This window comes from Enterobacter cloacae complex sp. P27C (assembly GCF_014895705.1).
Lineage (GTDB): Bacteria > Pseudomonadota > Gammaproteobacteria > Enterobacterales > Enterobacteriaceae > Enterobacter > Enterobacter bugandensis.
The window spans coordinates 263,439-286,272 of the sequence record NZ_JADBQB010000007.1; the positions used below are offsets into that span (position 1 = coordinate 263,439).

General features: G+C 57.1%; 16 protein-coding genes and 2 tRNA genes. 10 read left to right on the forward strand and 8 right to left on the reverse strand.

Annotation, left to right across the window (positions count from 1 at the left end):
• The first annotated feature begins 4 nt into the window (after positions 1-4).
• A complete protein-coding gene (locus IM291_RS16600; protein WP_192987321.1) occupies positions 5-2,194 on the forward strand; it encodes a TonB-dependent siderophore receptor in 2,190 nt (729 codons plus the stop codon).
• A gap of 164 nt (positions 2,195-2,358) precedes the next feature.
• Positions 2,359-2,434, forward strand: a tRNA-Asn gene (locus tag IM291_RS16605).
• A gap of 92 nt (positions 2,435-2,526) precedes the next feature.
• Here IM291_RS16605 and IM291_RS16610 read toward each other — a convergent pair.
• The gene (locus IM291_RS16610) at positions 2,527-3,486 is read right to left on the reverse strand and encodes a zinc-binding alcohol dehydrogenase family protein (RefSeq protein WP_192972130.1); all 960 of its coding nucleotides are present in this window, start codon (positions 3,484-3,486) and stop codon (positions 2,527-2,529) included.
• Positions 3,487-3,534: 48 nt separating this feature from the next.
• Positions 3,535-3,924: a RidA family protein gene (locus IM291_RS16615; RefSeq protein ID WP_059358451.1), complete on the reverse strand. Its 390-nt coding sequence runs from the start codon at positions 3,922-3,924 to the stop codon at positions 3,535-3,537.
• A gap of 141 nt (positions 3,925-4,065) precedes the next feature.
• Here IM291_RS16615 and IM291_RS16620 point away from each other — a divergent pair, with 141 nt between their 5' ends.
• Positions 4,066-4,986 (forward strand): LysR family transcriptional regulator, encoded by a 921-nt coding sequence (locus tag IM291_RS16620; protein ID WP_192987322.1) that lies wholly within the window; start codon positions 4,066-4,068, stop codon positions 4,984-4,986.
• Positions 4,987-5,034: 48 nt separating this feature from the next.
• On the opposite strand, the gene cbl is transcribed toward IM291_RS16620, so the two are convergent.
• Together cbl and nac are read right to left on the reverse strand one after the other, a co-directional pair.
• Positions 5,035-5,985, reverse strand: coding sequence for an HTH-type transcriptional regulator Cbl (gene cbl / locus IM291_RS16625; protein ID WP_048998856.1), 951 nt, complete (start codon positions 5,983-5,985; stop codon positions 5,035-5,037).
• A 96-nt stretch (positions 5,986-6,081) separates the two neighbouring features.
• On the reverse strand, positions 6,082-6,999 hold the full coding sequence (gene nac / locus IM291_RS16630; RefSeq protein WP_028013742.1) for a nitrogen assimilation transcriptional regulator NAC: 918 nt from the start codon (positions 6,997-6,999) through the stop codon (positions 6,082-6,084).
• 320 nt (positions 7,000-7,319) lie between these two features.
• Between nac and IM291_RS16635 the strand changes: the two genes are divergently transcribed.
• Positions 7,320-7,395: transfer RNA gene (locus IM291_RS16635), tRNA-Asn, on the forward strand.
• Positions 7,396-7,540: 145 nt separating this feature from the next.
• Here the strand turns inward: IM291_RS16635 and ldtA are convergent.
• The 3 genes from ldtA to IM291_RS16650 form a co-directional block, all read right to left on the reverse strand.
• The gene (ldtA, locus tag IM291_RS16640; protein ID WP_045260382.1) at positions 7,541-8,437 is read right to left on the reverse strand and encodes a L,D-transpeptidase; all 897 of its coding nucleotides are present in this window, start codon (positions 8,435-8,437) and stop codon (positions 7,541-7,543) included.
• A 61-nt stretch (positions 8,438-8,498) separates the two neighbouring features.
• Positions 8,499-11,192: a cation-transporting P-type ATPase gene (locus tag IM291_RS16645; protein WP_192987324.1), complete on the reverse strand. Its 2,694-nt coding sequence runs from the start codon at positions 11,190-11,192 to the stop codon at positions 8,499-8,501.
• A gap of 47 nt (positions 11,193-11,239) precedes the next feature.
• Complete coding sequence (locus IM291_RS16650) at positions 11,240-11,671, reverse strand: universal stress protein (RefSeq protein WP_028013745.1); 432 nt, start codon at positions 11,669-11,671, stop codon at positions 11,240-11,242.
• A 397-nt stretch (positions 11,672-12,068) separates the two neighbouring features.
• Here IM291_RS16650 and IM291_RS16655 point away from each other — a divergent pair, with 397 nt between their 5' ends.
• Genes IM291_RS16655 through IM291_RS16665 form a run of 3 tightly spaced genes read left to right on the forward strand, consistent with a single transcriptional unit; the run spans position 12,069 to position 17,178 of the window.
• Positions 12,069-13,154: an efflux RND transporter periplasmic adaptor subunit gene (locus IM291_RS16655; RefSeq protein ID WP_028013746.1), complete on the forward strand. Its 1,086-nt coding sequence runs from the start codon at positions 12,069-12,071 to the stop codon at positions 13,152-13,154.
• Positions 13,154-16,216 carry an efflux RND transporter permease subunit gene (locus tag IM291_RS16660; protein ID WP_192987325.1) on the forward strand — a complete coding sequence of 1,021 codons (3,063 nt, stop codon included), beginning with the start codon at positions 13,154-13,156 and terminating at the stop codon, positions 16,214-16,216. The genes IM291_RS16655 and IM291_RS16660 overlap by 1 nt, the downstream gene beginning before the upstream one ends.
• Positions 16,213-17,178, forward strand: coding sequence for an acyltransferase (locus IM291_RS16665; RefSeq protein WP_045629806.1), 966 nt, complete (start codon positions 16,213-16,215; stop codon positions 17,176-17,178). The genes IM291_RS16660 and IM291_RS16665 overlap by 4 nt, the downstream gene beginning before the upstream one ends.
• On the opposite strand, the gene pagP is transcribed toward IM291_RS16665, so the two are convergent.
• Entirely contained in the window at positions 17,175-17,750 is a 576-nt protein-coding gene (gene pagP, locus IM291_RS16670; protein WP_192987327.1) for a lipid IV(A) palmitoyltransferase PagP, read from the reverse strand. The genes IM291_RS16665 and pagP overlap by 4 nt on opposite strands.
• Before the next feature lie 255 nt (positions 17,751-18,005).
• Between pagP and shiA the strand changes: the two genes are divergently transcribed.
• From shiA to IM291_RS16685, 3 genes are all read left to right on the forward strand, one after another.
• The gene (gene shiA, locus IM291_RS16675; protein WP_047367875.1) at positions 18,006-19,322 is read left to right on the forward strand and encodes a shikimate transporter; all 1,317 of its coding nucleotides are present in this window, start codon (positions 18,006-18,008) and stop codon (positions 19,320-19,322) included.
• Positions 19,323-19,395: 73 nt separating this feature from the next.
• A complete protein-coding gene (locus IM291_RS16680; RefSeq protein WP_041909184.1) occupies positions 19,396-20,850 on the forward strand; it encodes an AMP nucleosidase in 1,455 nt (484 codons plus the stop codon).
• 18 nt (positions 20,851-20,868) lie between these two features.
• Positions 20,869-22,635: an aminopeptidase P family protein gene (locus IM291_RS16685; protein WP_192987329.1), complete on the forward strand. Its 1,767-nt coding sequence runs from the start codon at positions 20,869-20,871 to the stop codon at positions 22,633-22,635.
• The last annotated feature ends 199 nt before the right edge of the window (positions 22,636-22,834 follow it).

The window sequence follows — 22,834 nt, forward strand, 5'->3', positions numbered from 1 at the left end:
AACAATGAAACGTTCTCATCTTTGGGTTTTAAATCCTTGCTTGCTTGCAATGCTTTCTACCTCTGCGTGGGCGGAAGAACAAAAGGAAGAAAATATCGTGGTCTCTGCCAGCCGCGCGCACCGCAGCGTGGCCGAGATGGCGCAGACCACCTGGGTCATAGAACGCTCTGAGATCGAGCAGCAGGTTCAGGGCGGGAAAGAGATTAAAGAGGTGCTGGCGCAGCTGATCCCGGGTATGGACGTCAGCAGCCAGGGGCGTACCAACTACGGAATGAACCTGCGCGGCCGCTCCATGATGGTGATGGTGGACGGCGTACGCCTGAACTCGTCCCGCAGCGACAGCCGCCAGCTCGACTCCATCGACCCGTTCAACATTGACCGCATCGAAGTCATCTCCGGCGCCACGTCACTGTACGGCGGCGGCAGCACCGGCGGCCTGGTGAACATCGTCACCAAAAAGGGCCAGCCGGAGACCGAAGTTGAGTTCCAGACCGGAGCAAAAAGCGGGTTTAACAGCCACAATGACCACGATGAGAACGTGTCGGCTGCGGTCAGCGGCGGCAACGACAACGCCTCCGGTCGTCTGTCGGTGTCGTATCAGCGCTACGGCGGCTGGTATGACGGCAACGGCGACGAGGTGATCATCGACAACACCCAGACCGGCCTACAGTATTCCGACCGTATTGATGTGATGGGAACAGGCACCCTCAACATCGACGATCACCAGCAGCTGCAGCTCACTACCCAGTACTACAAGAGCGAATCCGACGGCAAGCATGGGCTGTATCTCGGGAAGAACTTCTCGGCGGTAACGGGCGATGCCACCGCGTACAACAAGGATAATCTCGACTCTGACCGCGTGCCGGGCACCGAGCGCCATCTGATTAACCTGCAGTACTCTAATACTGATTTCTGGGGCCAGGATCTGGTCGCGCAGATTTACTACCGTGACGAGAGCCTGACCTACTACCCGTTCCCGACCCTGACCAAAGGCGTGGTGAGCAGCATCGGCGCGTCGCAGCAGAAAACCGATTTTTACGGCGGCAAGCTGACACTGAACAGCAAGCCGGTGGACGATTTGACGCTGACCTGGGGTGTCGATGCCGACCACGAAACGTTCGATGCCAACCAGCAGTTCTTTGACCTGAGCAAAGCGGCGGCGAGCGGCGGCATGGAGCTGGACAACGCCTACAACGTGGGCCGTTATCCTGGCTACAGCATCACCAATCTCGCCCCGTTCCTGCAGGCGAGCTACGACATTGACGCCATCACCCTGAGCGGCGGCGTGCGCTACCAGTACACCGAGAACAAGGTGGACGACTTTGTCGGTTACGCCCAGCAGCAGGCCATCGCCACCGGGAAAGCCACCTCCGCCGACGCGGTGCCGGGCGGGAAAACCGATTACAACAACTTCCTGTTTAACGCCGGGATCCTCGGTCGCCTGACCGAACAGCAGCAGCTGTGGTTTAACTTCTCCCAGGGCTTTGAAATTCCTGACCTGGCGAAGTACTACGGCTCCGGCACCTACCAACTCAGCAACGGCCACTATCGCCTGCTGAACAGCGTGAACGTCAACGACTCAACGCTCGACGGCATCAAGGTCAATGCCTACGAGCTGGGCTGGCGCTACACTGGTGACAACCTGCGCACGCAGGTAGCGGCGTATTACTCGCTCTCGGATAAAACCATCACCATCAACAAGACGGATATGACCATCAACCTGGAAGACGACAAGCGTCGTATCTACGGGATTGAAGGCCAGGTGGACTATTTCTTCACCGACAGCGACTGGAGCACCGGCGCGAACTTTAACGCCATCAAGTCTGAAACCCGCGAAAACGGTAAGTGGGAGAAGCTGACGGTCGACAGCGCCAGCCCGTCGAAAGCCAGCACATGGGTCAACTGGGCGCCGGGCGACTGGACCCTGCGCGTGCAGAGCACGCAGACCTTTGACGTGTCTGACGCTGACGGCAAGAAGATCGATGGCTATAACACGGTAGATTTCCTGGGCAGCTACGCCCTGCCGGTGGGGAAAGTCAGCTTCAGCGTGGAAAACCTGCTGGACAAAGACTACACCACCGCCTGGGGCCAGCGCGCGCCGGGGCTGTATAGCCCAACCTACGGTGCACCGGGCCTGTACACCTATAAAGGCCGCGGACGTACGTTTGGTCTGAACTACTCCGTACTGTTCTGATCCTTCGCGCCGCCTGCGGGCGGCGCATTTCGTTGTGTAATTTCAACGCGAATTTGCTATAAAATCAGCGATTTGCTGAAATAGTCGGCAAACGAACAAAAAGCGCGTTTTCACCCTTTGACAAGGCGTACCGAGGTCGATAATATGCGCCTCGTTCACACGATTCCTCTGTAGTTCAGTCGGTAGAACGGCGGACTGTTAATCCGTATGTCACTGGTTCGAGTCCAGTCAGAGGAGCCAAATTTGAAAAGCCTGCTTTTGAAGCAGGCTTTTTGCTTTTCATTTTCCCCTCCGCATCGGGAGAATTTCGGAGCCAGGTTGAGGTCCCCCCATCATGGCTTCATAACAATACGGCCAAGCGGTTTCGCTGTCTCGGCGTATTCATGGGCCGCGGCGGCGTTAGCCAGGGGGAAGATTCGATCAATGACAACCCTGATGCGCCCTGCCGCTACAGCCTGCAACATCTCGTCCACGCTTGCCCGAACCTCAGGCCTTTCAAAAAGGGGGCCCATGAATACCCCCATGAGCGTCTGGTTAGACTGCATTGCCGGCCATAAGTCGGCTGTCAGGCTGCCACCGCCCGCATTACCGACGAAAACGAGACGCCCTTCCGGCGCGAGTGCAGAAAGCGACGCAGGCAACGTCGTCCCTACCGGATCGATGACGAGGTTAACACCGGTGCCACGAGTGACCTGTCGGACACTCTCCACGACGTTATTCTCTACACGATCCACAACATGATCGGCCCCCAGTTCCAGCAAACGGTTTTTTCGCTGCGTTCCGCTTGCCACGGCGATGACCGTCGCGCCAGCTTGTGAGGCAAGCTGAACGGCCGCGAGCCCCACGCCACCCGCTGCAGCCTGAATCAGAACGGTTTCTCCGTGCCGGAGCATGCCTCGTGTGAAGAGGCAGTGATATGCTGTTCCAAAGGAGATCGGTACCACCGCCGCTTCTGCTGCATCCACTCCGTCTGGTATAAGCCAGGTTCGTTCCGCAGGCACAGCCCAACGTTCCGCATGCGATCCCTGCATGCTAAAAGCAGTCACTCTGTCTCCAACCTTGCGGCTACGGACTTTCGACCCGACGGCAACCACCGTCCCCGCGGCCGCGTAGCCAACGATCCATGAAGGAAAAGGCGGCGGAGTTGAACGTCGGTTGATCAGATCTCCCCCTTCAATCGAGATAGCCTCGACTGAAATCAGCACATCGTCAGGCCCTGCGACCGGATCCGGAACATCGACATATTGCAGGACGCCGGGAGCGCCTTCCTCGTCATAAACCGCTGCCTTCATAAATTTTCCTCTGTCTCGTCTTTTGACCGTCAGAAAGATCCGTAACGCTCAGGGTAGCCTGGCAATCACCTTTATCTCAAACTGGAATCCGTACAGCCACGTCACGCCGATCCCGGTCAAGGTTGGGTAAGGTGCCTCCCCCCAGTATTCTGGCAGGACACTCCAGATAGCGTCGAGGTTTGACTCGGGATCGACAACAAAAAGGGTAACGTCAACTACGTCATCGAACGTGCAGCTGGCAGCCGTGAGAACAGCATTAAGGTTATCAAACGCCAGACGGATCTGCGCTTTTATATCCTCTTCAGGCGAACCATCTTCCCGGCTACCCACCTGCCCCGAAACAAACAAGAAGCCATTAGATTTGATGGCGGGTGAATAGCGATTGCGCTCATAGAGCGCCTGGCGCCCGAAGGGAAAAACGGCTTCGCGTATTGTCATATGTGTACCTTTGTAATGGGGCAAACTCTACCCGGTGAACGTAAAGAGACTTTACAGCTGCTGAAGCAGAGGGATAAACAGGCGACTTTGTCCATCATTGTTTGTAATATCCAAACAATCGGTGAAAAGAGAGGACATGGGATGGATCGTTTTGATGCGATGCGCGCCTTTGCTCGCGTGGTGGAGGCAGGCAGCTTCACGAAGGCTGCCCAAACGCTCCATATGAGCAAAACCACGGTGACGCAGCTTATTCAGCAGCTGGAAGCGCGCCTGCGCGTCAAGCTACTCCATCGCACCACCCGCAGGCTCGGCGTCACTCCCGATGGCGCGGTCTACTACGAGCGCGTTATCCGCCTGCTGGCGGACATGGAAGATGCAGAAAACAGCCTGTCCAGTGCGGCGATGACGCCCAGGGGACGGTTAAGGGTGGATGTGCCCACTCCTCTCGCCCGCCTTGTGCTGGTGCCCGCGCTACCGGCTTTTCACGCGCGCTACCCTGATATCCAGTTTGATATGGGCGTAAGTGACCGGGTGGTGGATCTGATCGGCGACAACGTGGATTGCGTCCTGCGGGGTGGCGAAATCAATGACCAGTCACTGATCGCGCGCCATGTCGGCGATTTGCAAATCGGTGTTTACGTCGCACCGAGTTATGTGGAACGCCTCGGTGCCCCCGCGCATCCGCGAGAGCTGGAAAACACGGACCATCGCATCGTGGGATTCTTGTCCTCACGCACCGGTAAGATTGATCCTCTGGTGCTGCACGGTGAGAGTGAACGTATTGAAATTACGGGCAACTATGTGCTTGCTGTGGATGATGGCAATGCTTACCTCGAAGCTGGGCTAGCGGGATTGGGCGTGATTGCGCTGCCGGTCTATATGGCGGCAGCACATCAGGCTCGCGGTGCCTTGATTCCGCTATTTGAACGCTGGCGTATCGCTCCAATGTCCCTGTACCTGGCATTCCCGCCTAACCGCCACGTCAACGCTAAACTGCGCGTTTTTATTGACTGGATCGTTGAGTTGATGCAGCGGCATGTCCCCACAACTTACAATAAGTGACGACATCCCTGCCCCCTGATTCGGCAGCGCTACCTGGCAAGCCCAAACCTAAATCTGATAATCAATCGCCACTTCTTCCGGCTCCATCACCTGCCGTTTAATCTCATCCACCGACAGCCCGGCATTGCACAGCTCGATAAAGCGCCACACATAGTTGCGCTGCAGCTGCCCGCGCTTCAGGCCCAGCCACACTGTATTGGCGTCAAACAGATGCCGCGTATCCAGGCGCACCAGGTTCCCGTCTTCGCGTTCGCCGCTGGACTGTTCCGCCACCAGGCCAATGCCCAGACCCAGCTCGACGTAGGTTTTGATCACGTCAGAATCCTGCGCGCTCAGCACGATGTCCGGCGTTAATCCTTTACGGTTGAAGGCCTCGTCTATGCGCGAGCGTCCGGTTATGCCCTGGCGATACGTAATCAGCGGCCATTTCGCGATCGCTTCCAGCGTCAGCGGTGAAACCTGATTCAACGGATGATCGAGCGGGAGCAACAGGCTGTGGTACCAGCGGAACCAGGGGAAGGCCACCAGCAGCGGGTCGTTGCTCAACCGCTCGCTGGCAATGCCGATATCTGCCCCACCGTTTTGCAGCAGCACTTCAATTTCCTGCGGCGTGCCCTGGATAAGCTCCAGACGGACGTCAGGGAAAAGTTCGCGGAACGCTTTAATCACCGGCGGCAGGCTGTAGCGCGCCTGGGTGTGGGTGGTGGCGATGGTGAGCACGCCCGAGGCATCGTTGGTGAAGAGATCCGCCAGGCGACGCACGTTGCTGGCCTCGTTGAGGATCCGCTCCGCGATGGTGAGCAATGCTTTACCCGGCTCCGTCATGCCGAGCAGCCGCTTGCCGCGGCGGATAAAGATCTCTATGCCCAGCTCCTCTTCCAGCTCGCGGATATGGCGGCTGACGCCGGACTGAGAGGTATAAAGCATATTGGCGACCTCGGTCAGGTTGTAGTCCCGCCTGGCCGCCTCACGGATAATTTTAAGTTGCTGGAAATTCACGATTCACTCCGGCGCATCTGACATAGCTCTATTGTTAGAGTCAGCCGAGCTGCAGAACAAATAATAAAAACCAGCATCTTATGCTTTTATGGAATATCAGCTCACGAGCTGGAGCTCACGGTTCTCAAGCGACGGCTTGCTGACCAGCGACATTAAAATCTCTTTTACCGCCTGCGCCTGAGGCGACAGCGAGCCGCGAGCGGACATGTTCAGCGACAGCGGCAGGCTCATCGAAGGCGTGGTGATCCGCGCCATCCAGCCGTTTGCCGCACCGCACAGCGAGCGCGCGGCGGATTCCGGCAGTACGGTGACACCCATTCCGCTGGCAATGGCCGCGGTCAGCGTGGAGATCGAGTCGATTTCGCCGATGATTTTGGCCGTCAGGCGGCGCAGGGAGAAAGCTTCGTCCACACGCACGCGCACGGCGCTGTAGTCGCGCGGCAGATAGAGGTTCATCTCTGCCACGGCGGTAAGATCGACGCTCTGGCCCGGACAGTCGCGGGTACCCACGAGGTAGAGATCTTCTTTCAGCAGCGGCTGGCTGGTGATCCCGGCAACCGGGGAGCGATCGTAAAGGACCGCCATGTCCAGCTGGCCGTTGAGCAGCTTGTCATTCAGTACAGAGCCACTGTTTTCATGCAGATAGACAAGCACTTCCGGAAGCTCAGCGCGGACGGCCTGCAGAAGCGGCATCGTAATAGAGGACGCCGCCGTTCCCGGCGCCAGCCCGATAGAAACGTGCCCGCTCAGGGTCTGGCCCACGTTGTTCACCGCCAGCTGCGCCTGTTCACACTGACGCAGGATAGTGCGGGCATGGGTATACAGGATCTTGCCTGCTTCCGTTGGCGTGACGCCGCGTTTGGTGCGGATCAGTAACTGCTGATCCATCTCGCCTTCCAGAGTAGCCACCTGCTGGCTCAGCGCAGGCTGCGCGATGTGCAGCACTTCTGCCGCTTGAGTCAGGCTGCCGATATCGACGATTTTTACGAAGTATTTCAGTCGTCTTAAGTTCATTTTGCCCCCTGTTCGAAATGCATTGCCGGAACCGGCTGTCGTTGTTGAACAGGTTTTGCAATATGAATGCCACTTTTACCGTGCGGTCTGAATTGTTCGCTAACCGCCTGAAAATAAGCAAACCTAATCATGGAGGGGTGATTTATTACTGAAACAGCAGTTTACGATCTGCCCCATTAGAGGTATATCCGCACCATTACGGTGCATTGTGCTGTCAAAAACATCATTTTGCCGATTTTGTCAGCAAACGATCAAAAGGCGCTGATCCACCCTTTGACAAGGCGAACGCAGGTCGATAATATGCGCCCCGTTCACACGATTCCTCTGTAGTTCAGTCGGTAGAACGGCGGACTGTTAATCCGTATGTCACTGGTTCGAGTCCAGTCAGAGGAGCCAAATTTGAAAAGCCTGCTTTTGTAGCAGGCTTTTTGCTTTTCTGCGCAAGGTAAATGCAAAACGGCAACTGGGTTGCCGTTTTTAGTGTGTTCCCCCTCTCCCGTGGGAGAGGGTTGGGGTGAGGGCACCAGCCCGCACTATGCCCTTACATGCCGATTTTAACCGGCATCCCCGACCGCCGTTCCAGTTCAGCGCCCGCCCCCTCGTTTATCAACTGTGTCTGCTGTGCGGCGGAGATGGGCAGAGGCACTTTCCGGCTCGATTCAAATTCCGCCCGATTACGCGACAGCGGTTCGTGAACCTCCACCCAGCGGCTGCCGTCCGGCTCCGTGGTCACCTTAACGGGCCGATCGATAAGCTGCACGCGGGTGCCCACGGGGACATTATCGAAAAGATATTTAATGTCGTTGTTACGCAGACGAATACAGCCCTGGCTCACCCGCAGCCCAATGCCGAAATTGGAGTTTGTGCCGTGTATGGCATATAGCCTGCCGATATATATCGCATACAGCCCCATCGGGTTATCCGGCCCGGCGGGCACGAAGGCGGGCAGCGTTTTCCCCTCTGCCGCATAGGCACGACGCGTGTTCGGCGTAGGTGACCAGGTGGGGCCCTCCTGCTTGCGCTCAACCGCCGTGACCCAGTTACGCGGGGTTTCGCGACCGGCCTGACCAATGCCGATGGGCAGTACTTCGACGGTATTGCTGCCCGGCGGGTAATAGTAAAGACGCATTTCCGCCACGTTAACGACAATCCCCTCGCGCACGGTGTCGGGTAAAATCAGCTGCTGAGGAATGACCAGCCGGGTGCCGGATTTGGGCAAAAAAGGATCCACGCCCGGGTTCGCTTCCAGCATATTGCTGAGCCCCAGCCCGTGCTGTGCAGCAAAGGCCTCAAGCGGTAACGTATTGCGCTCGGGAACGGTGATGGTAATCGGGGTTCCCACCAGCCGACTGCCTTCCGGCGGTAGGGTATAGGTTACGGCAAACGCACTGGGAACAGCGGCACACAGCGTAAGGACGAACCAGGTAAGTCGCATCATAATTTCCTGTGCTCACAAAAGAGAAAGCCTGGACTCAGGCAGGCTTTCTCAGTTTACGCTATTACGCTTCGATTTTACGCCATCTGCGCGTCAGCACTTTTTCCGCCTCGACAATAAGGAACATCACAAAACCAATCAGGAAGGTAATGACCCAGTAGCGGAACGGCAGCGCTTCGGTGCCAAACAGCATCTGCATGAACGGGGCGTAAATGATAAGAAGCTGTAGCGCAAGCAGTACGCCGCTCACGATCCAAATCCCTTTATTCGCCAGCAGACCTTTGCTCAGCGAGAAGCCGTCATTAACGCGACAGTTGAGCATGTAGAACCACTGCGCGGTCACCAGGGTTTGCAGCAGCACGGTGCGGATGAATTCCGCCGAGTAGCCGCGCGGCTGTAGCCAGGCTTCCAGCACAAAGGCGCTAATGGCAATCATCAGACCGACAAACACCACGCGCCAGATAGCGTAGCCGTCCATCACATGCAGATTCGCCTTGCGCGGTGGCCGGTTCATGATGTCCTTCTCACCCGCTTCAAACGCCAGGCCAAACGACAGGGTTGCCGACGTCGCCATGTTCATCCACAGGATCAAGACCGGCGTCAGCGGAATCAGGTTCCCCGCCAGCAGCGCGATGATGATCAGCAGGGCCTGCGCGATGTTGCTCGGGATAACGAACAGAATTGTTTTTTTCAGGTTATCGTAAACCCGCCGTCCCTCGTGGACCGCACTGGCAATGGTGGCAAAGTTGTCATCCGTTAACACCATGTCGGCGGCTTCCTTGGTGACCTCAGTCCCCTTAATTCCCATGGCGATACCCACATCCGCCCGCTTGAGCGCCGGGGCATCGTTTACGCCATCCCCGGTCATGCCCACCACTTCCTGTTTACTTTGCAGGGCCTGCACGAGGCGGAACTTATCCTCCGGGCTGGTTCGGGCGAAAATATCGTACTGCTGCGCGGCGTCGCTCAGCTGACGGTCGTCCATCGCCTCCAGCTCACGTCCGGTGATTGCGCTTGCGGCGTTACCAATCCCCAGCATTTGCCCGATGCTCATGGCCGTTTGCGGGTGGTCGCCGGTGATCATTTTCACGCGAATCCCGGCCTGCAGACAGTCGGCAATCGCGGTAATGGCCTCCGGACGCGGCGGATCCATCATTCCTGCAATACCCAGCAGGATCACGCCATCATGGAGGTCCGGGTGATCCAGATCGCGCTGTCCCTCGCGGGCAGGTTTCCAGGCCGCCGCCACCATGCGCAGCCCTTCCCGGGCATACTCTTCAATCTTCCCTTCCCAGTAAGGTTGATCGAACGGCTGCAGTCCGTCATTCGTCTGCTGGTACTGGCAGAGGCGGAACAGGACGTCCGGCGCGCCGGTGATTAAAATCGCCTCTTCTTCACCCAGTCGGTAGAGCGTGGACATGTATTTATACTGCGAATCAAACGGGATTTTACTGCGCATTTCCGTATCAAGCGGTGGGAGCGGGATTTTCGCCGCCAGCACCTTCAGGGCGCCCTCGGTTGGTCCTCCGGTGATTTTCCACAGCCCCTGCTCGTCTTTGATCAGCTGGCTGTCATTACAGAGGTCAATGGTGCGCAGGTAGCGTTCCAGCAGGGAACCCTGCGTCACGCTGACGGGGGTCGCGTCATCTACGGGGTGAATATTCCCCACCGGTTCGTAGCTGTCGCCCTCCACGCGATAGGTCGTGTCAGCGGTAATCACCGCTTTGACCGTCATTTCATTCATCGTCAGGGTGCCGGTTTTATCCGAGCAGATGACCGTCATTGCGCCCAGGGTTTCCACCGTGGGCAACTTGCGAATAATGGCCTTACGACGCGCCATGGCCTGTACGCCAAGCGAAAGGATGATGGAAATGATGGCCGGCAGGCCTTCCGGCACGGCGGCAACGGCGAGGCTGATAAGCGACAGCACCAGTTCAGAAACCGGCATATCCCGGAACAGGAGGCTAAAGACGAACAGCGCTACCATCATCACCAGGATAGTGATGAAAATGGTCTTACCGAGCTTGTCCATCTGCACCATCAGCGGCGTGCGGTGCTTTTCAATGTCGGACATCATCTGGTTGATGTGGCCAAGCTCGGTCTCCCCCCCGGTGGCCACCACCACGCCTTTACCGCCGCCGGAGCTGACGGTGGTGCCTGAGTAGAGCAGATTATAGCGATCGCCTAAGGGCAGTTCCCCGCTTAACGCATCGCTGTTTTTCTCAACAACGGTGGATTCGCCAGTCAGGATGGCCTCCTCCACGCGAAGGTTATGCGCCTCAATCACGCGCAGGTCCGCAGGGATACGATCCCCGGCGCGGATCACCACGATATCGCCCGGGACCAGCGCCGTAGTGGGGATCGTTTCATGATTCCCCTGTCGTACCACCACGGCTTCGCTGGAGAGCATATTGCGAATACTCTGCAACGATTTCTCAGCATTGCTCTCCTGGATATGGCCGATCAGCGCGTTAATGATGGCAACCCCAAGGATCACAAACATGTCTACCCAGTGGCCCATAAAGAGCTTAAGCAACGCGGCCACCAGCAGAACGTAAATCAGTACATCGTTAAAATGCGCCAGGAAGCGCAGCCAGGCGGGTTTGCCCTTTTTTTGCGGTAACGCATTCTCACCATGCTGCTGAAGTCGGGCTGATGCCTCAGTACCACTAAGTCCTTCCAGAGTGGAGTGGATATTCGACAGGGTTTCATCAACGGTTTGTTGATAATACGGACGTTCAGGTTTTCCTGTTTTCATTGTTACTTCCTCAGGTTCTATTCAGAAATCACCTTGCTTTCATGAAATTAACGAATAACGAAAACAGGAACATGGGCGTAACGAACAATACTTGCCGCCTCCGATCCTAACAAATGGGTTTGAATATTTGGATTGCGGGAGCCGACGATAATCGCGCCAGCAGCAAGTTCATCCGCCAGCTTAATAACCTCATCACGAACATTTCCGCTGCGAACATGGAGGTGAACGCGCTCTTCTGGCAAATTCAATTTTTTGACCAGGTCAGACAGTTTTTCTTTTGAATTATTAATCATATATTCATCCATCTTTCGCGCATCTGAAATAAAACCGCGCGTCAGCTCGGCTGAAAATTTTGGCATGACGTGCAGCAAATGAATGTCACCCAATGCGCTTTGCGCCAGAAACTGTGCATGCTGCAACGCTTTATCCGCCAGGCTTGTCTCGTAGACATCCACCGGAACGAGAATGTTTTTATACATATCGAGCATCCTTTTTATAACCAACATGAGAGTGAATGAAGCAAAAAAAAACGCATTAAATGCAGGGGGTTGCCCTTAATGCCAGTTACGGTAAAAGAGATGAATAATATTAAACGTAGCACAGGAATTTCAGGTTTAGCGCGTCCCCACTGCTAATGGTTATTTAACATTTATCTTTTCGCCGACTATGCTCATAGTGAGTTACCGCTTCCGGCTCATGGAGGAATGTATGTATGGCATAAGCCTGATCCGACTGGGTATGTTTATTGCGCTTGCCATTATCGCCAGCACGGCGATTGGTTTATTTACCTATATGGTCGTCACTGTTCTGGCAGAATAGTGTCACCCCTGTCCAGGTTATGGAATAAATAAAACAGTTATTTATTAGGGGAATACAGTGAACCGCTACCTCTCTCTTTTACCGTTCGTTTTGTTAACGCTCACGGCGTGCGATCCTAAACCTGAACAAGCCTCCCCCCTGCCCAGAATGGTTAAAGTGGCGGAGGTGACGGTTCCCGGTCATGCCCAGCAGCGCGTTTTTCCCGCCCGCATTGAATCGGGCGATGCCACAGACCTTTCCTTCAAGCGCGCTGGTCAAATTGAAGCGCTCGATGTGCGTCAGGGCGCAGCCATCAAGCAGGGCCAACAGCTTGCAAGATTGAACGCCCGTGAAGCCCAGCAGCGGGTTAACGACAGGCAGACGGCGGCGACGCTGGCCCAGAGGCAGTTCGATCGCTTCCAGACGCTGGCGGGCCGCCAGGCGATTTCGAAAGCCGAAATGGACGTGCAGCGTGCGAACCGCGATTCGGCGAATGCGGCGCTGCAGATTGCCCGAGAAGAGTTGAATCAGATGACGCTCGTCGCCCCCTTCAGCGGGACGGCGGCCAGCGTACATGTCCGAAACCATCAGGTGGTGTCTGCCGGTCAGCCCATCGCGACGTTAACCCGCACCGATCTGCTTGACGTGGTGTTCAGCATCCCTGAAAACCTGTTTAAGACCTTTGATATCCGCAACGCGCAGTATCGTCCGGTCGTGAGAATTAACGCCATTCCGGATCGGGAATTTACCGCCGTCTACAAAGAGCACTCGGGCAGCAGCGACAGTAATACCCTGACCTGGCAGGTGATACTGACCATGCCGCGACCAGATGATTTTCCCGCCGTCGGTGGCGTAAGCGGTACGGTGACCATCAATTTAACCAACCTCCCGGCTGGCGCGGACGCTCAGGCGCTGGTTGTACCGGTTGAGGCCGTCTTTAACCCGGACAACAGCCCACGCAATGAGCCGCACGTCTGGGTTGTGGCGGGAGAAGGCGACACGCTCCATCTTGAAGACCGCAAGGTCAGCGTGGGGCAAGTGATAACCGAAGGCGTGACGATCACCAGCGGGCTTAAGGCGGGCGAGCGCGTGGTGGCCGCAGGCGTGGGAGAGCTCCATGCTAACCAGCCGGTGCGTATCTGGACGCGTGAGCGGGGACTGTAATGGATATCACTCGTCAATTTATTAATAACCCGGTTCGCGTCTGGCTAACGATTCTGCTGCTGGGCATTGGGGGGGTTTTCGCCCTGTTGAATATCGGCAGGCTGGAAGATCCCGCCTTTACCATCAAAACCGCTGTGGTGGTTACCCACTACCCCGGCGCATCCGCTCAGCAGGTTGAAGAAGAGGTGACGCTGCCGCTGGAGAATGCCCTTCAGCAGCTGCCTTATCTGGACAACGTGAGCTCCATCTCATCAAACGGGCTGTCGCAAATCACCGTTAACATCGCTTCACGCTATCACTCGAACGAACTGCCGCAGATTTGGGATGAGCTGCGCCGCCGAGTGGGCGATGCCTCGCGTCAGTTCCCGCCCGGCGTCGTCACGCCCTTTGTGAATGACGATTTCGGCGACGTGTTCGGCTTCTTCTTCGCCATTTCCGGGGATGAATTCAGTAATCCTGAACTGGTGAGATATGCAGAGCAGCTGCGCCGCGCGTTGATTCTCGTTCCCGGCGTCGCGAAGGTCGCCATCGGCGGGGCCATTAGCCAACAGGTCAACATCGATATTTCCCTGACCAAAATGGCCGCGCGCGGCATTACGCTGAACCAGCTTTCCGCCCTGCTCAGCAGGCTCAACGTCGTTTCCAGCGCCGGAGAAATCACCTCGGGCAGCGAATCCATTCGTCTGCACCCCACCGGTGAGTTCGAGAATCTCGATGAACTGGCGGATCTCATCATCACGCCTTCCGGCACCGGGGCGGCGACGCGCCTGCGGGATATCGCCACGCTGTCGCGCGGGCTGAACGAATCGCCCGCCAGTATCTACCATGCCAACGGCAAAAAAGCCGTCACCATGGGCGTCTCGTTTATTCCCGGCGTGAACGTGATCGACGTGGGCCACGCGCTGGAGGCGAAGCTAAACCAGATGTCGGCGGAAAAACCGGCAGGCATACAGATAGATCTGTTTTACGATCAGGCAGCCGAAGTGGGCCACTCTGTTAACGGTTTTATTATTAACTTCCTGATGGCGCTGGCGATTGTCATCGGCGTGCTGCTGATCTTTATGGGCGTACGCAGCGGGATCATCATCGCGGTTTCTCTCGCCCTTAACGTGCTGGGCACGCTGCTGATTATGTATCTGTGTGGCATTGAGCTACAGCGCATCTCGCTCGGGGCGCTGATTATCGCCCTCAGCATGCTGGTGGATAACGCCATCGTGATTGTCGAAGGGGTGTTGATTGCCCGGCAGCAGGGCTCCCCGCTGTTAACCGCCGTTAACAACATCATTCGCCGCTCCGCCCTGCCGCTGCTGGGGGCGACGGTGATCGCCATCCTTGCGTTTGCCCCTATCGGGCTATCGCAGGATTCCACCGGGGAATACTGTAAATCTCTGTTCCAGGTGCTGCTGATTTCCTTGATGCTGAGCTGGTTCTCGGCGCTCACCCTCACCCCGGTGCTGATTAAGTGGTGGTTGTTTAAAAACGACAGCGCGCCGGACACTACTGACGAGTCAGATCCTTACGACAAACGTCTCTACCGCCTTTACCAGCACCTGCTGAACGCACTGCTGCACCATAAAGCGCCGACGCTGGTAGTGATGGCCGCCCTGCTGGCCGCGTCTGTCTGGGGGTTTGGCGCGGTGCGGCAAAACTTTTTCCCGTCGTCCAATACGCCGATTTTCTTTGTCGACCTCTGGTTACCCTACGGGACCGATATCAAATGGACCGAGAAAATGACCGGCGACATTGAGAAAACCATCAAGGGACGGCCCGGCGTGGAAACCACCGTCTCGACCATCGGTCAGGGGAGCATGCGCTTTATTCTGACCTACAGCGGACAGCGGCAATACAGCAACTACGCGCAGATCATGGTGCGAATGGATGACCAGCGCAGCATCTCCGCGCTGACGCGCTACGTGGATGAGTACATCGCGCGTAACTACCCGCAGGTCAACGCCAGCACGAAACGGGTGATGTTTGGGCCCTCCGGCGACAGCGCCATTGAAGTGCGCATTAAAGGCCCGGATCCTGACAGGCTGCGTCTGATTGCCAGCCAGGTGGACGATATCCTGGCGCGCGACCCGGCCACGGGGAGCGTCCGAAACGACTGGCAAAACCGCAGCAAAGTGATCCGTCCGCAGTACGTCGCCGCGCTGGGACGCGAGCTTGGCGTGGATAAGCAGGACGTCGACAACGCGCTGGAGATGAATTTCTCCGGCAGCCGGGCGGGGTTGTATCGGGAAGGCAGTGACCTGCTGCCCGTGGTGGTGAGGCCTCCGGAAAGCGAAAGGCTGGACGCCAGCCACCTGAACAACGTGCTGGTGTGGAGCCATGCGCGACAGCAGTATATCCCGCTGAGTAACGTCGTTAGCAGCTTCACGCTGGAGTGGGAAGATCCGCTCATCCTTCGACGCGACCGCTCGCGGGTACTAACGGTTCAGACGGATCCGGACCCGCTGAGCCAGCAAACCTCCGGTGATATTCTCGCCCGCGTGAAGCCGCAGGTGGATGCCCTTCCCCTGCCACACGGCTACAGCATCGAGTGGGGGGGCGACGCGGAAAACTCCAGCGAAGCGCAGCAAGGACTGTTCACTACGCTACCTCTCGGGTATCTGGTGATGTTTGTTATTACAGTGCTGATGTTCAGCTCGGTAAAAAATGCCGTCGCGATCTGGCTGACCGTACCGCTGGCGTTGATTGGCGTCACGCCAGGATTTTTAATTACCGGCATTCCCTTTGGCTTTATGGCGCTGATTGGTCTGCTGAGCCTGAGCGGAATGCTCATCCGCAACGGCATCGTGCTGGTGGAAGAGATTGAACAGCAGAAAACGCACAAGGATCAGCACAGCGCGATCGTTTATGCCGCCACCTCGCGCCTGCGCCCTATCCTGCTCACCGCGTTCACGACCGTACTTGGCCTGGCACCGCTGCTGCTGGATGTTTTCTTCCAGAGCATGGCCGTTGTGATTATGTTTGGACTGGGGTTTGCTACAATCCTGACGCTACTGGTACTCCCCGTGATCTATGCGTGTTTCCATCGTAAGGACGAAGCCAAACAACAATGAATGCGACAGGGCTGAACATTATCAAGACGCTGGGCTGTATGACGGCGGTCACCTTCTTCACCATCTACAATACCTGGGATCATTATGACTATGACTATCACTGGATCCTGGGCTTTTTAACCTTTATCTCGACCATCGCCACGCCGCTGTTCTTTGTGGTGTCGGGCTATCTCGACGGGCAATCCCGGCACGGCACACGCTGGCAGCTGGGTAAAATAAAAAGTCTGGTGATTGTTTTTCTGTTCTGGATAACGATCTACTACCTGTGGGAGCCTTATCAGCGCGGGTATTTAATTCAGCCCTGGTTCGTGTTCGCCTTTGTCGTGATTTACACCTTCCACCCGGCGGTGGAGTGGCTTAGCCAGCGGAGATCGCTGTTCTGCGGCGCGATTGCTGCTCTGCTGTGCTTTTCCTACGGATACGATCTGTTATCGGCGCTTTATCCTGAAACGCACGTCCTTTCGCTTTCGCCGCAGTATCGGCTGTGGACATGGCTGCTGTTTTATCTGACCGGGCAGCTCTTCTGCGACCCAAAAGTCGCCGAGTGGATAAGCCGCAAAAACGTGGTTCGGGCGGCGGTTGTCGCCATCCCGTTTATCTATCTCTTCACCTGGTTTTACGAGCGCCACTTCTTTTTTGCCCTGTTTAAGGCCGACAGAAACGCCTTTATTCTCACCGGCTCGCAGATCTACATCCTGATTATTGCCCTGGTGATTGCGGCGAACGGCGTTCGCTTTCGCCGCAATGCTGAATTAAAGGAGTCCATTCTGGCCGCCATCAGCAAAACGATGACCGGCGTATATATTGTGCACTACTCGGTGTTTCATCTGCTGACGGCGCTGATACCGGTGACCTCTCTCGGCATGAAGCTGGCGCTGATTGTGCTTACGTTCGTCACCTCTGTTCTATTCTCCATGCTGGTCTTGTCTAACGCCGTGGCAAAAAAGGTGATCACCCTTTAAAAGCCTAAGCGCAGCCAGGCAAAGAGCACGTTGCCGTTGTTATACGTTCCGGGAATATAGGTGAACTGGACGGTAACGCGCTTATAGCCAGCTGAAAACAGCGGGAAGATGAACGGCAGAGGCACATAGTTTGCAAAATCATCTCGCGCCGTGATGCCCGCGGCGGCACCGAGCCCAAGGCGGAAATCTTTGGCATTATCCAGATACCAGCCCTTCTCCCAGCCATAGCCCATCGCGGGCTGCCATTCGTTGTGCGAGTCCTTGAACATCATTGCGAAAAGCGCGCTCCAGTTGCCCTCTTCGTTATAGCGGGACACGCCCAGGCCGCCGCCCCACGGCATTTCGTTGTACTCGTCGGTTTTTTCTTTGTCGTACATAAAGCGGGCGTGCCAGCTCAGAAACGGCAGGTACAAATCGTAACGTTGCGGCTCTTCCCAGGTCTGGGAGATATTATCCGTCAGCGCATTCCACCAGCCGCTAATACGCTGTTCGCCATAGACTTTCGGCTCGGCATGAAGCGGTGCGGCGAATAAAAACAGGACCATCCAGAATGCCGAAAAGTTACGTTGCATCGTTTTTCCCTCAGCTTTAGTCACGCAGCGGTATCTATTACTGTAATCCATTCAGCACGAACCGGAGCCAAACAGACGGATTTATCTCGAGGAAGGGGAAGATGAAATTTATTTATTCAGCGCCTATCGGAAAGATAAAAACGTTTTCTCAGGCGTTTTGTCGCGGTAGTCTCAGAGGTTCCGTTTATATGACGGCAGCTATGTGAGTGACATTTTCTTATACCAATAATAAAAAACAGTACGGACAGGATAACTATGGACTCCACCCTCATCTCCGATCGTCCCAACGAGGAGACACCTTCGCTCAATCGCGCCCGCCGCGCTGCACTCGGCAGCTTCGCAGGTGCCGTCGTCGACTGGTATGATTTTCTGCTCTACGGCATCACCGCCGCGCTGGTGTTTAACCGCGAGTTTTTCCCTCAGGTTAGCCCCGCGATGGGCACCCTCGCCGCGTTTGCCACCTTCGGCGTTGGCTTTCTGTTTCGCCCGCTGGGCGGGGTGATTTTCGGCCACTTCGGCGACCGGCTTGGCCGCAAGCGGATGCTGATGCTTACCGTCTGGATGATGGGGATTGCCACCGCGCTGATTGGCATTCTTCCTTCGTTTTCCGCTATTGGCTGGTGGGCGCCGGTGCTGCTGGTGACGCTGCGCGCCATTCAGGGCTTCGCCGTGGGCGGCGAATGGGGCGGCGCGGCGCTGTTATCCGTTGAGAGCGCGCCAAAAAACAAGAAAGCGTTTTACAGCAGCGGCGTGCAGGTCGGGTACGGCGTCGGGCTGTTGCTTTCCACCGGGCTGGTGTCGTTAATCAGCCAGCTCACCACCGACGAGCAGTTTCTGAGCTGGGGCTGGCGCATCCCGTTTATCTTCAGTATCGTGCTGGTGATTGCCGCACTGTGGATCCGCAACGGGATGGATGAGTCGGCAGAGTTCGAACAGCAGCAGCGTGAGGAGCCGTCCGTCAAAAAGCGGCTGCCGGTGATGGAAGCCCTGATTCGGCACCCTGGCGCTTTTCTGAAAATCATCGCCCTGCGCCTGTGCGAGCTGCTGACGATGTATATCGTCACCGCCTTTGCGCTGAACTACTCGACGCAGAATCTCGGCCTGCCGCGCGAACTGTTCCTGAATATCGGCCTGGTGGTTGGCGGGATAAGCTGTCTGACCATCCCCTGCTTCGCCTGGCTGGCGGACCGGTTTGGTCGCCGCCGCGTCTATATCACCGGCGCGCTGATTGGGACCCTCAGCGCCTGGCCGTTCTTTATGGCGCTGGAGGCGCAGTCTGTGTTCTGGATTGTCTTCTTCGCCATTATGCTCGCCAACATCGCCCACGATATGGTGGTCTGCGTGCAGCAGCCGATGTTTACCGAACTGTTCGGCGCCAGCTACCGCTACAGCGGCGCGGGCGTGGGCTACCAGGTGGCAAGCGTGGTCGGCGGCGGGTTTACGCCGTTTATTGCCGCCGCGCTGGTGACCTTCTCCGGCGGTAACTGGCACAGCGTGGCGATTTATCTGCTGGCCGGCTGCCTGCTGTCGGCAGCGACGGCGCTTCTGATGAAAGAGACGAGCCACCGCTGATCTCCCTTTTGTTTCACAGGCGTGTGACATACTATCGGATAGAGTCGCACACCTGTGGAACAAGGAGACAGAGATGAATAATAAGGGCTCCAGCCTGACCCCGGCTCAGGCGCTGGAAAAACTCGACGCGCTGTATGAACAGTCCGTCAACGCGCTGCGCAGCGCCATCAGCGAATACATCGAAACGGGGAAACTTCCCGATCAAAAGGCCAGAAACGAAGGCCTTTTTGTTTATCCATCGCTCTCTGTGACCTGGGACGGCAGCGCAAGCACGACGCCGAAAACCCGCGCCTACGCCCGTTTTACCCACTCCGGCTGCTACAGCACCACCGTCACCCGCCCTGCACTGTTCCGCCCCTATCTGGAAGAGCAGCTAACGCTGTTGTATCAGGATTACGGCGCGCACATTGCCGTGGAGCCTTCGCAGCACGAGATCCCGTATCCGTACGTGATTGACGGTTCGGCGCTAACTCTTGACCGCTCCATGAGCGCGGGACTGACCCGCCACTTCCCAACGACGGAACTGTCACAGATTGGCGATGAGACGGCTGACGGGATTTATCACCCGGCAGAGTTTTCACCCCTGTCGCACTTTGACGCCCGTCGGGTGGATTTCTCCCTGGCGCGCCTGCGCCACTACACCGGCACGCCCGCCGAGCATTTCCAGCCGTTTGTGCTGTTTACCAACTACACCCGCTACGTGGACGAGTTCGTTCGCTGGGGCTGTAGCCAAATCCTCGATCCGGACAGTCCATATATCGCCCTCTCCTGCGCGGGCGGGATCTGGATCACCGCCGAGACCGAAGCGCCCGAGCAGGCCATCTCCGATCTGGCGTGGAAAAAACACCAGATGCCCGCCTGGCACCTGATCACCGCCGACGGTCAGGGGATCACCCTGATCAACATCGGCGTCGGTCCGTCGAACGCCAAAACCATCTGTGACCATCTGGCGGTGCTGCGCCCCGACGTGTGGCTGATGATTGGCCACTGCGGCGGCCTGCGCGAAAGCCAGCTGATTGGCGATTACGTGCTGGCCCACGCCTATCTGCGCGACGACCATGTGCTGGATGCGGTACTGCCGCCGGATATCCCAATCCCGAGCATCGCCGAAGTACAGCGCGCGCTGTATGACGCCACCAAAGAGGTGAGCGGCATGCCGGGTGAAGAGGTGAAGCAGCGCCTGCGTACCGGTACGGTGGTGACAACGGATGACCGCAACTGGGAGCTGCGTTACTCCGCCTCCGCGCTGCGCTTCAACCTGAGCCGAGCGGTGGCGATTGATATGGAGAGCGCCACCATCGCCGCCCAGGGGTATCGCTTCCGCGTTCCTTACGGCACGCTGCTGTGCGTGTCCGATAAGCCGCTGCACGGCGAAATTAAGCTGCCGGGTCAGGCCAACCGTTTCTATGAAGGGGCGATTTCCGAACATTTGCAGATCGGCATTCGCGCCATCGACCTGCTGCGGGCGGAAGGCGACCGACTGCATTCGCGTAAGCTGCGCACCTTCAACGAGCCGCCGTTCCGCTAATAACAATAAGGAAAAACCATGCACACCCCTACTCCGCTCTCTGCCCTGCGTCAGTGGCTTCAGGAAAACAGCCTCGACGGGATGATCGTTCCGCGCACCGATGCCTGGCAAAGCGAGAATTGCGCGTCGAACGACGAAAAGCTGGCCTGGCTGACAGGCTTTAACGGCTCTGCTGGCGTCGCGCTGGTACTGAGGGATAAAGCGCTGCTGTTCGTCGACGGGCGCTATCAGGTGCAGGCCCGCGTTCAGGTGAATATGGATGAGGTTGAGATCCACCATCTGCACAACGAGCCGCTGGCAGACTGGCTGACGGCCAACGTCGCGGCGGGCACGCGCATCGGTTTCGACCCAATGCTGATGACGAATACCGAGTTTACGCAGCTGTCTGCCACACCGTGCGCGCTCGTGCCGCTGAATGCGTCACCGTTTGACGCCTTATGGACCGATCGCCCTGCCGCACCGGCGGGGCTTATCCGTGAGATGCCGGTTGCGATAAGCGGTGAAAGCAGCGAAGACAAATGTCAGCGCGTTGCCGCCGTGCTGGCCGCGAACAACGCTGACTACCTGGCCGTTACGCTGCCGGATAACATTGCGTGGCTGCTCAACGTGCGCGGCTCAGATATCCCCACCAGTCCGGTACCGCTCTCATTTGCCCTGCTCGGTCGCGACGGCCGCGTTGAGTGGTTTGTTAACGATAATAAGCTCGCAGAACTCCCTGATGCAGTTCTGAACGCCTTCACGATTGCGCCACAGGACACCTTTATTGAGCGCTGTCAGCAACTTGCTGAAGGGAAGCGGGTGATGGTTGATGCCGACTCCGCGCCGGTGGCCCTGCGTTTTGCCATTGAACCGCGCGGTGAAATTGTCTGGCGAACCGATCCCATTACCCTAATTAAGGCTACCAAAAACCCGGTCGAGCTGGCAGGGTATCGCGAGTGCCATCTCCAGGACGGCGCCGCGTGGGTCAACTTCCTGGCCTGGCTGAGCCGCGAAGTGCCGCTGCGTGCGGCGGCGGGACAACCGCTAACGGAGCTGGAAGTGCAGGCGCAGCAGCTGGCATTTCGCAAACAGCAGCCCGATTTTATCGAGCAGAGTTTCGCGACCATTTCCGCCTCTTCGAGCAATGCGGCGATGTGCCACTATCATTCAAGCGAGGCCAGCAACAAGCCCATCGGCCATAACCATTTTTACCTGAACGATTCGGGCGGTCAGTACGCTAACGGCACCACCGATGCCACGCGCACGCTGGCGTGGGGTAATGTCCCCTCGCAGCAGCGTCTGCACTACACCGCCGTGCTGAGAGGTTTTCTGTCGCTGATTACCCTGCAGTTCCCTTCCGGTACGCAGGGGCACCAGCTGGATGCTTTCGCGCGTCGTCCGCTGTGGGAGATGGGGCTGGATTACGATCACGGTACCGGGCACGGCGTGGGCCACCAGCTTCTGATCCACGAAAACCCGCATCGCATCGCCAAAAAGGTCAACCCGTGGCCGCTGGTGGCAGGGAACATCATGACCATTGAGCCGGGATACTATCTGGGCGATAGCCACGGTATCCGTATTGAAAACCAGGTGGAGATAGTGGAGAGCCGTCCGGGGTTTTGCAAATTTGCTTCTCTGACGCTGATCCCGATTGATTTAAGCCAGGTCGAGCTGGATCTGTTGAGCGAGCAGGAAAAGCAGTGGCTGGATGAGTATCATCAGCAGGTACGTGAGGCGCTGACGCCGCTGGTGAATAGCGAGGCGCGTTCGTGGCTGGAGGCGGCGACGGCGCCGGTTCGTATGTAATTTCGTGCGGTATGATGCCCTCACCCCATCCCTCTCCCACGGGAGAGGGTGAAAACACTAAAAACGGCAATAAGGTTGCCGTTTTGCATTTACTTGACGCAGAAAAGCAAAAAGCCTGCTTTAAAAGCAGGCTTTTCAAATTTGGCTCCTCTGACTGGACTCGAACCAGTGACATACGGATTAACAGTCCGCCGTTCTA

Excerpts from the sequence above, each read along its gene's own strand:
- IM291_RS16685 (WP_192987329.1), top strand. The coding sequence starts at position 20,869 with ATGCACACCCCTACTCCGCTCTCTGCCCTGCGTCAGTGGCTTCAGGAA.
- IM291_RS16680 (WP_041909184.1), top strand. The coding sequence starts at position 19,396 with ATGAATAATAAGGGCTCCAGCCTGACCCCGGCTCAGGCGCTGGAAAAA.
- IM291_RS16650 (WP_028013745.1), bottom strand. The coding sequence starts at position 11,671 with ATGTATAAAAACATTCTCGTTCCGGTGGATGTCTACGAGACAAGCCTG.
- IM291_RS16620 (WP_192987322.1), top strand. The coding sequence starts at position 4,066 with ATGGATCGTTTTGATGCGATGCGCGCCTTTGCTCGCGTGGTGGAGGCA.
- IM291_RS16665 (WP_045629806.1), top strand. The coding sequence starts at position 16,213 with ATGAATGCGACAGGGCTGAACATTATCAAGACGCTGGGCTGTATGACG.
- IM291_RS16645 (WP_192987324.1), bottom strand. The coding sequence starts at position 11,192 with ATGAAAACAGGAAAACCTGAACGTCCGTATTATCAACAAACCGTTGAT.
- pagP (WP_192987327.1), bottom strand. The coding sequence starts at position 17,750 with ATGCAACGTAACTTTTCGGCATTCTGGATGGTCCTGTTTTTATTCGCC.
- ldtA (WP_045260382.1), bottom strand. The coding sequence starts at position 8,437 with ATGATGCGACTTACCTGGTTCGTCCTTACGCTGTGTGCCGCTGTTCCC.
- IM291_RS16600 (WP_192987321.1), top strand. The coding sequence starts at position 5 with ATGAAACGTTCTCATCTTTGGGTTTTAAATCCTTGCTTGCTTGCAATG.
- IM291_RS16615 (WP_059358451.1), bottom strand. The coding sequence starts at position 3,924 with ATGACAATACGCGAAGCCGTTTTTCCCTTCGGGCGCCAGGCGCTCTAT.
- IM291_RS16610 (WP_192972130.1), bottom strand. The coding sequence starts at position 3,486 with ATGAAGGCAGCGGTTTATGACGAGGAAGGCGCTCCCGGCGTCCTGCAA.
- nac (WP_028013742.1), bottom strand. The coding sequence starts at position 6,999 with ATGAACTTAAGACGACTGAAATACTTCGTAAAAATCGTCGATATCGGC.
- shiA (WP_047367875.1), top strand. The coding sequence starts at position 18,006 with ATGGACTCCACCCTCATCTCCGATCGTCCCAACGAGGAGACACCTTCG.
- IM291_RS16660 (WP_192987325.1), top strand. The coding sequence starts at position 13,154 with ATGGATATCACTCGTCAATTTATTAATAACCCGGTTCGCGTCTGGCTA.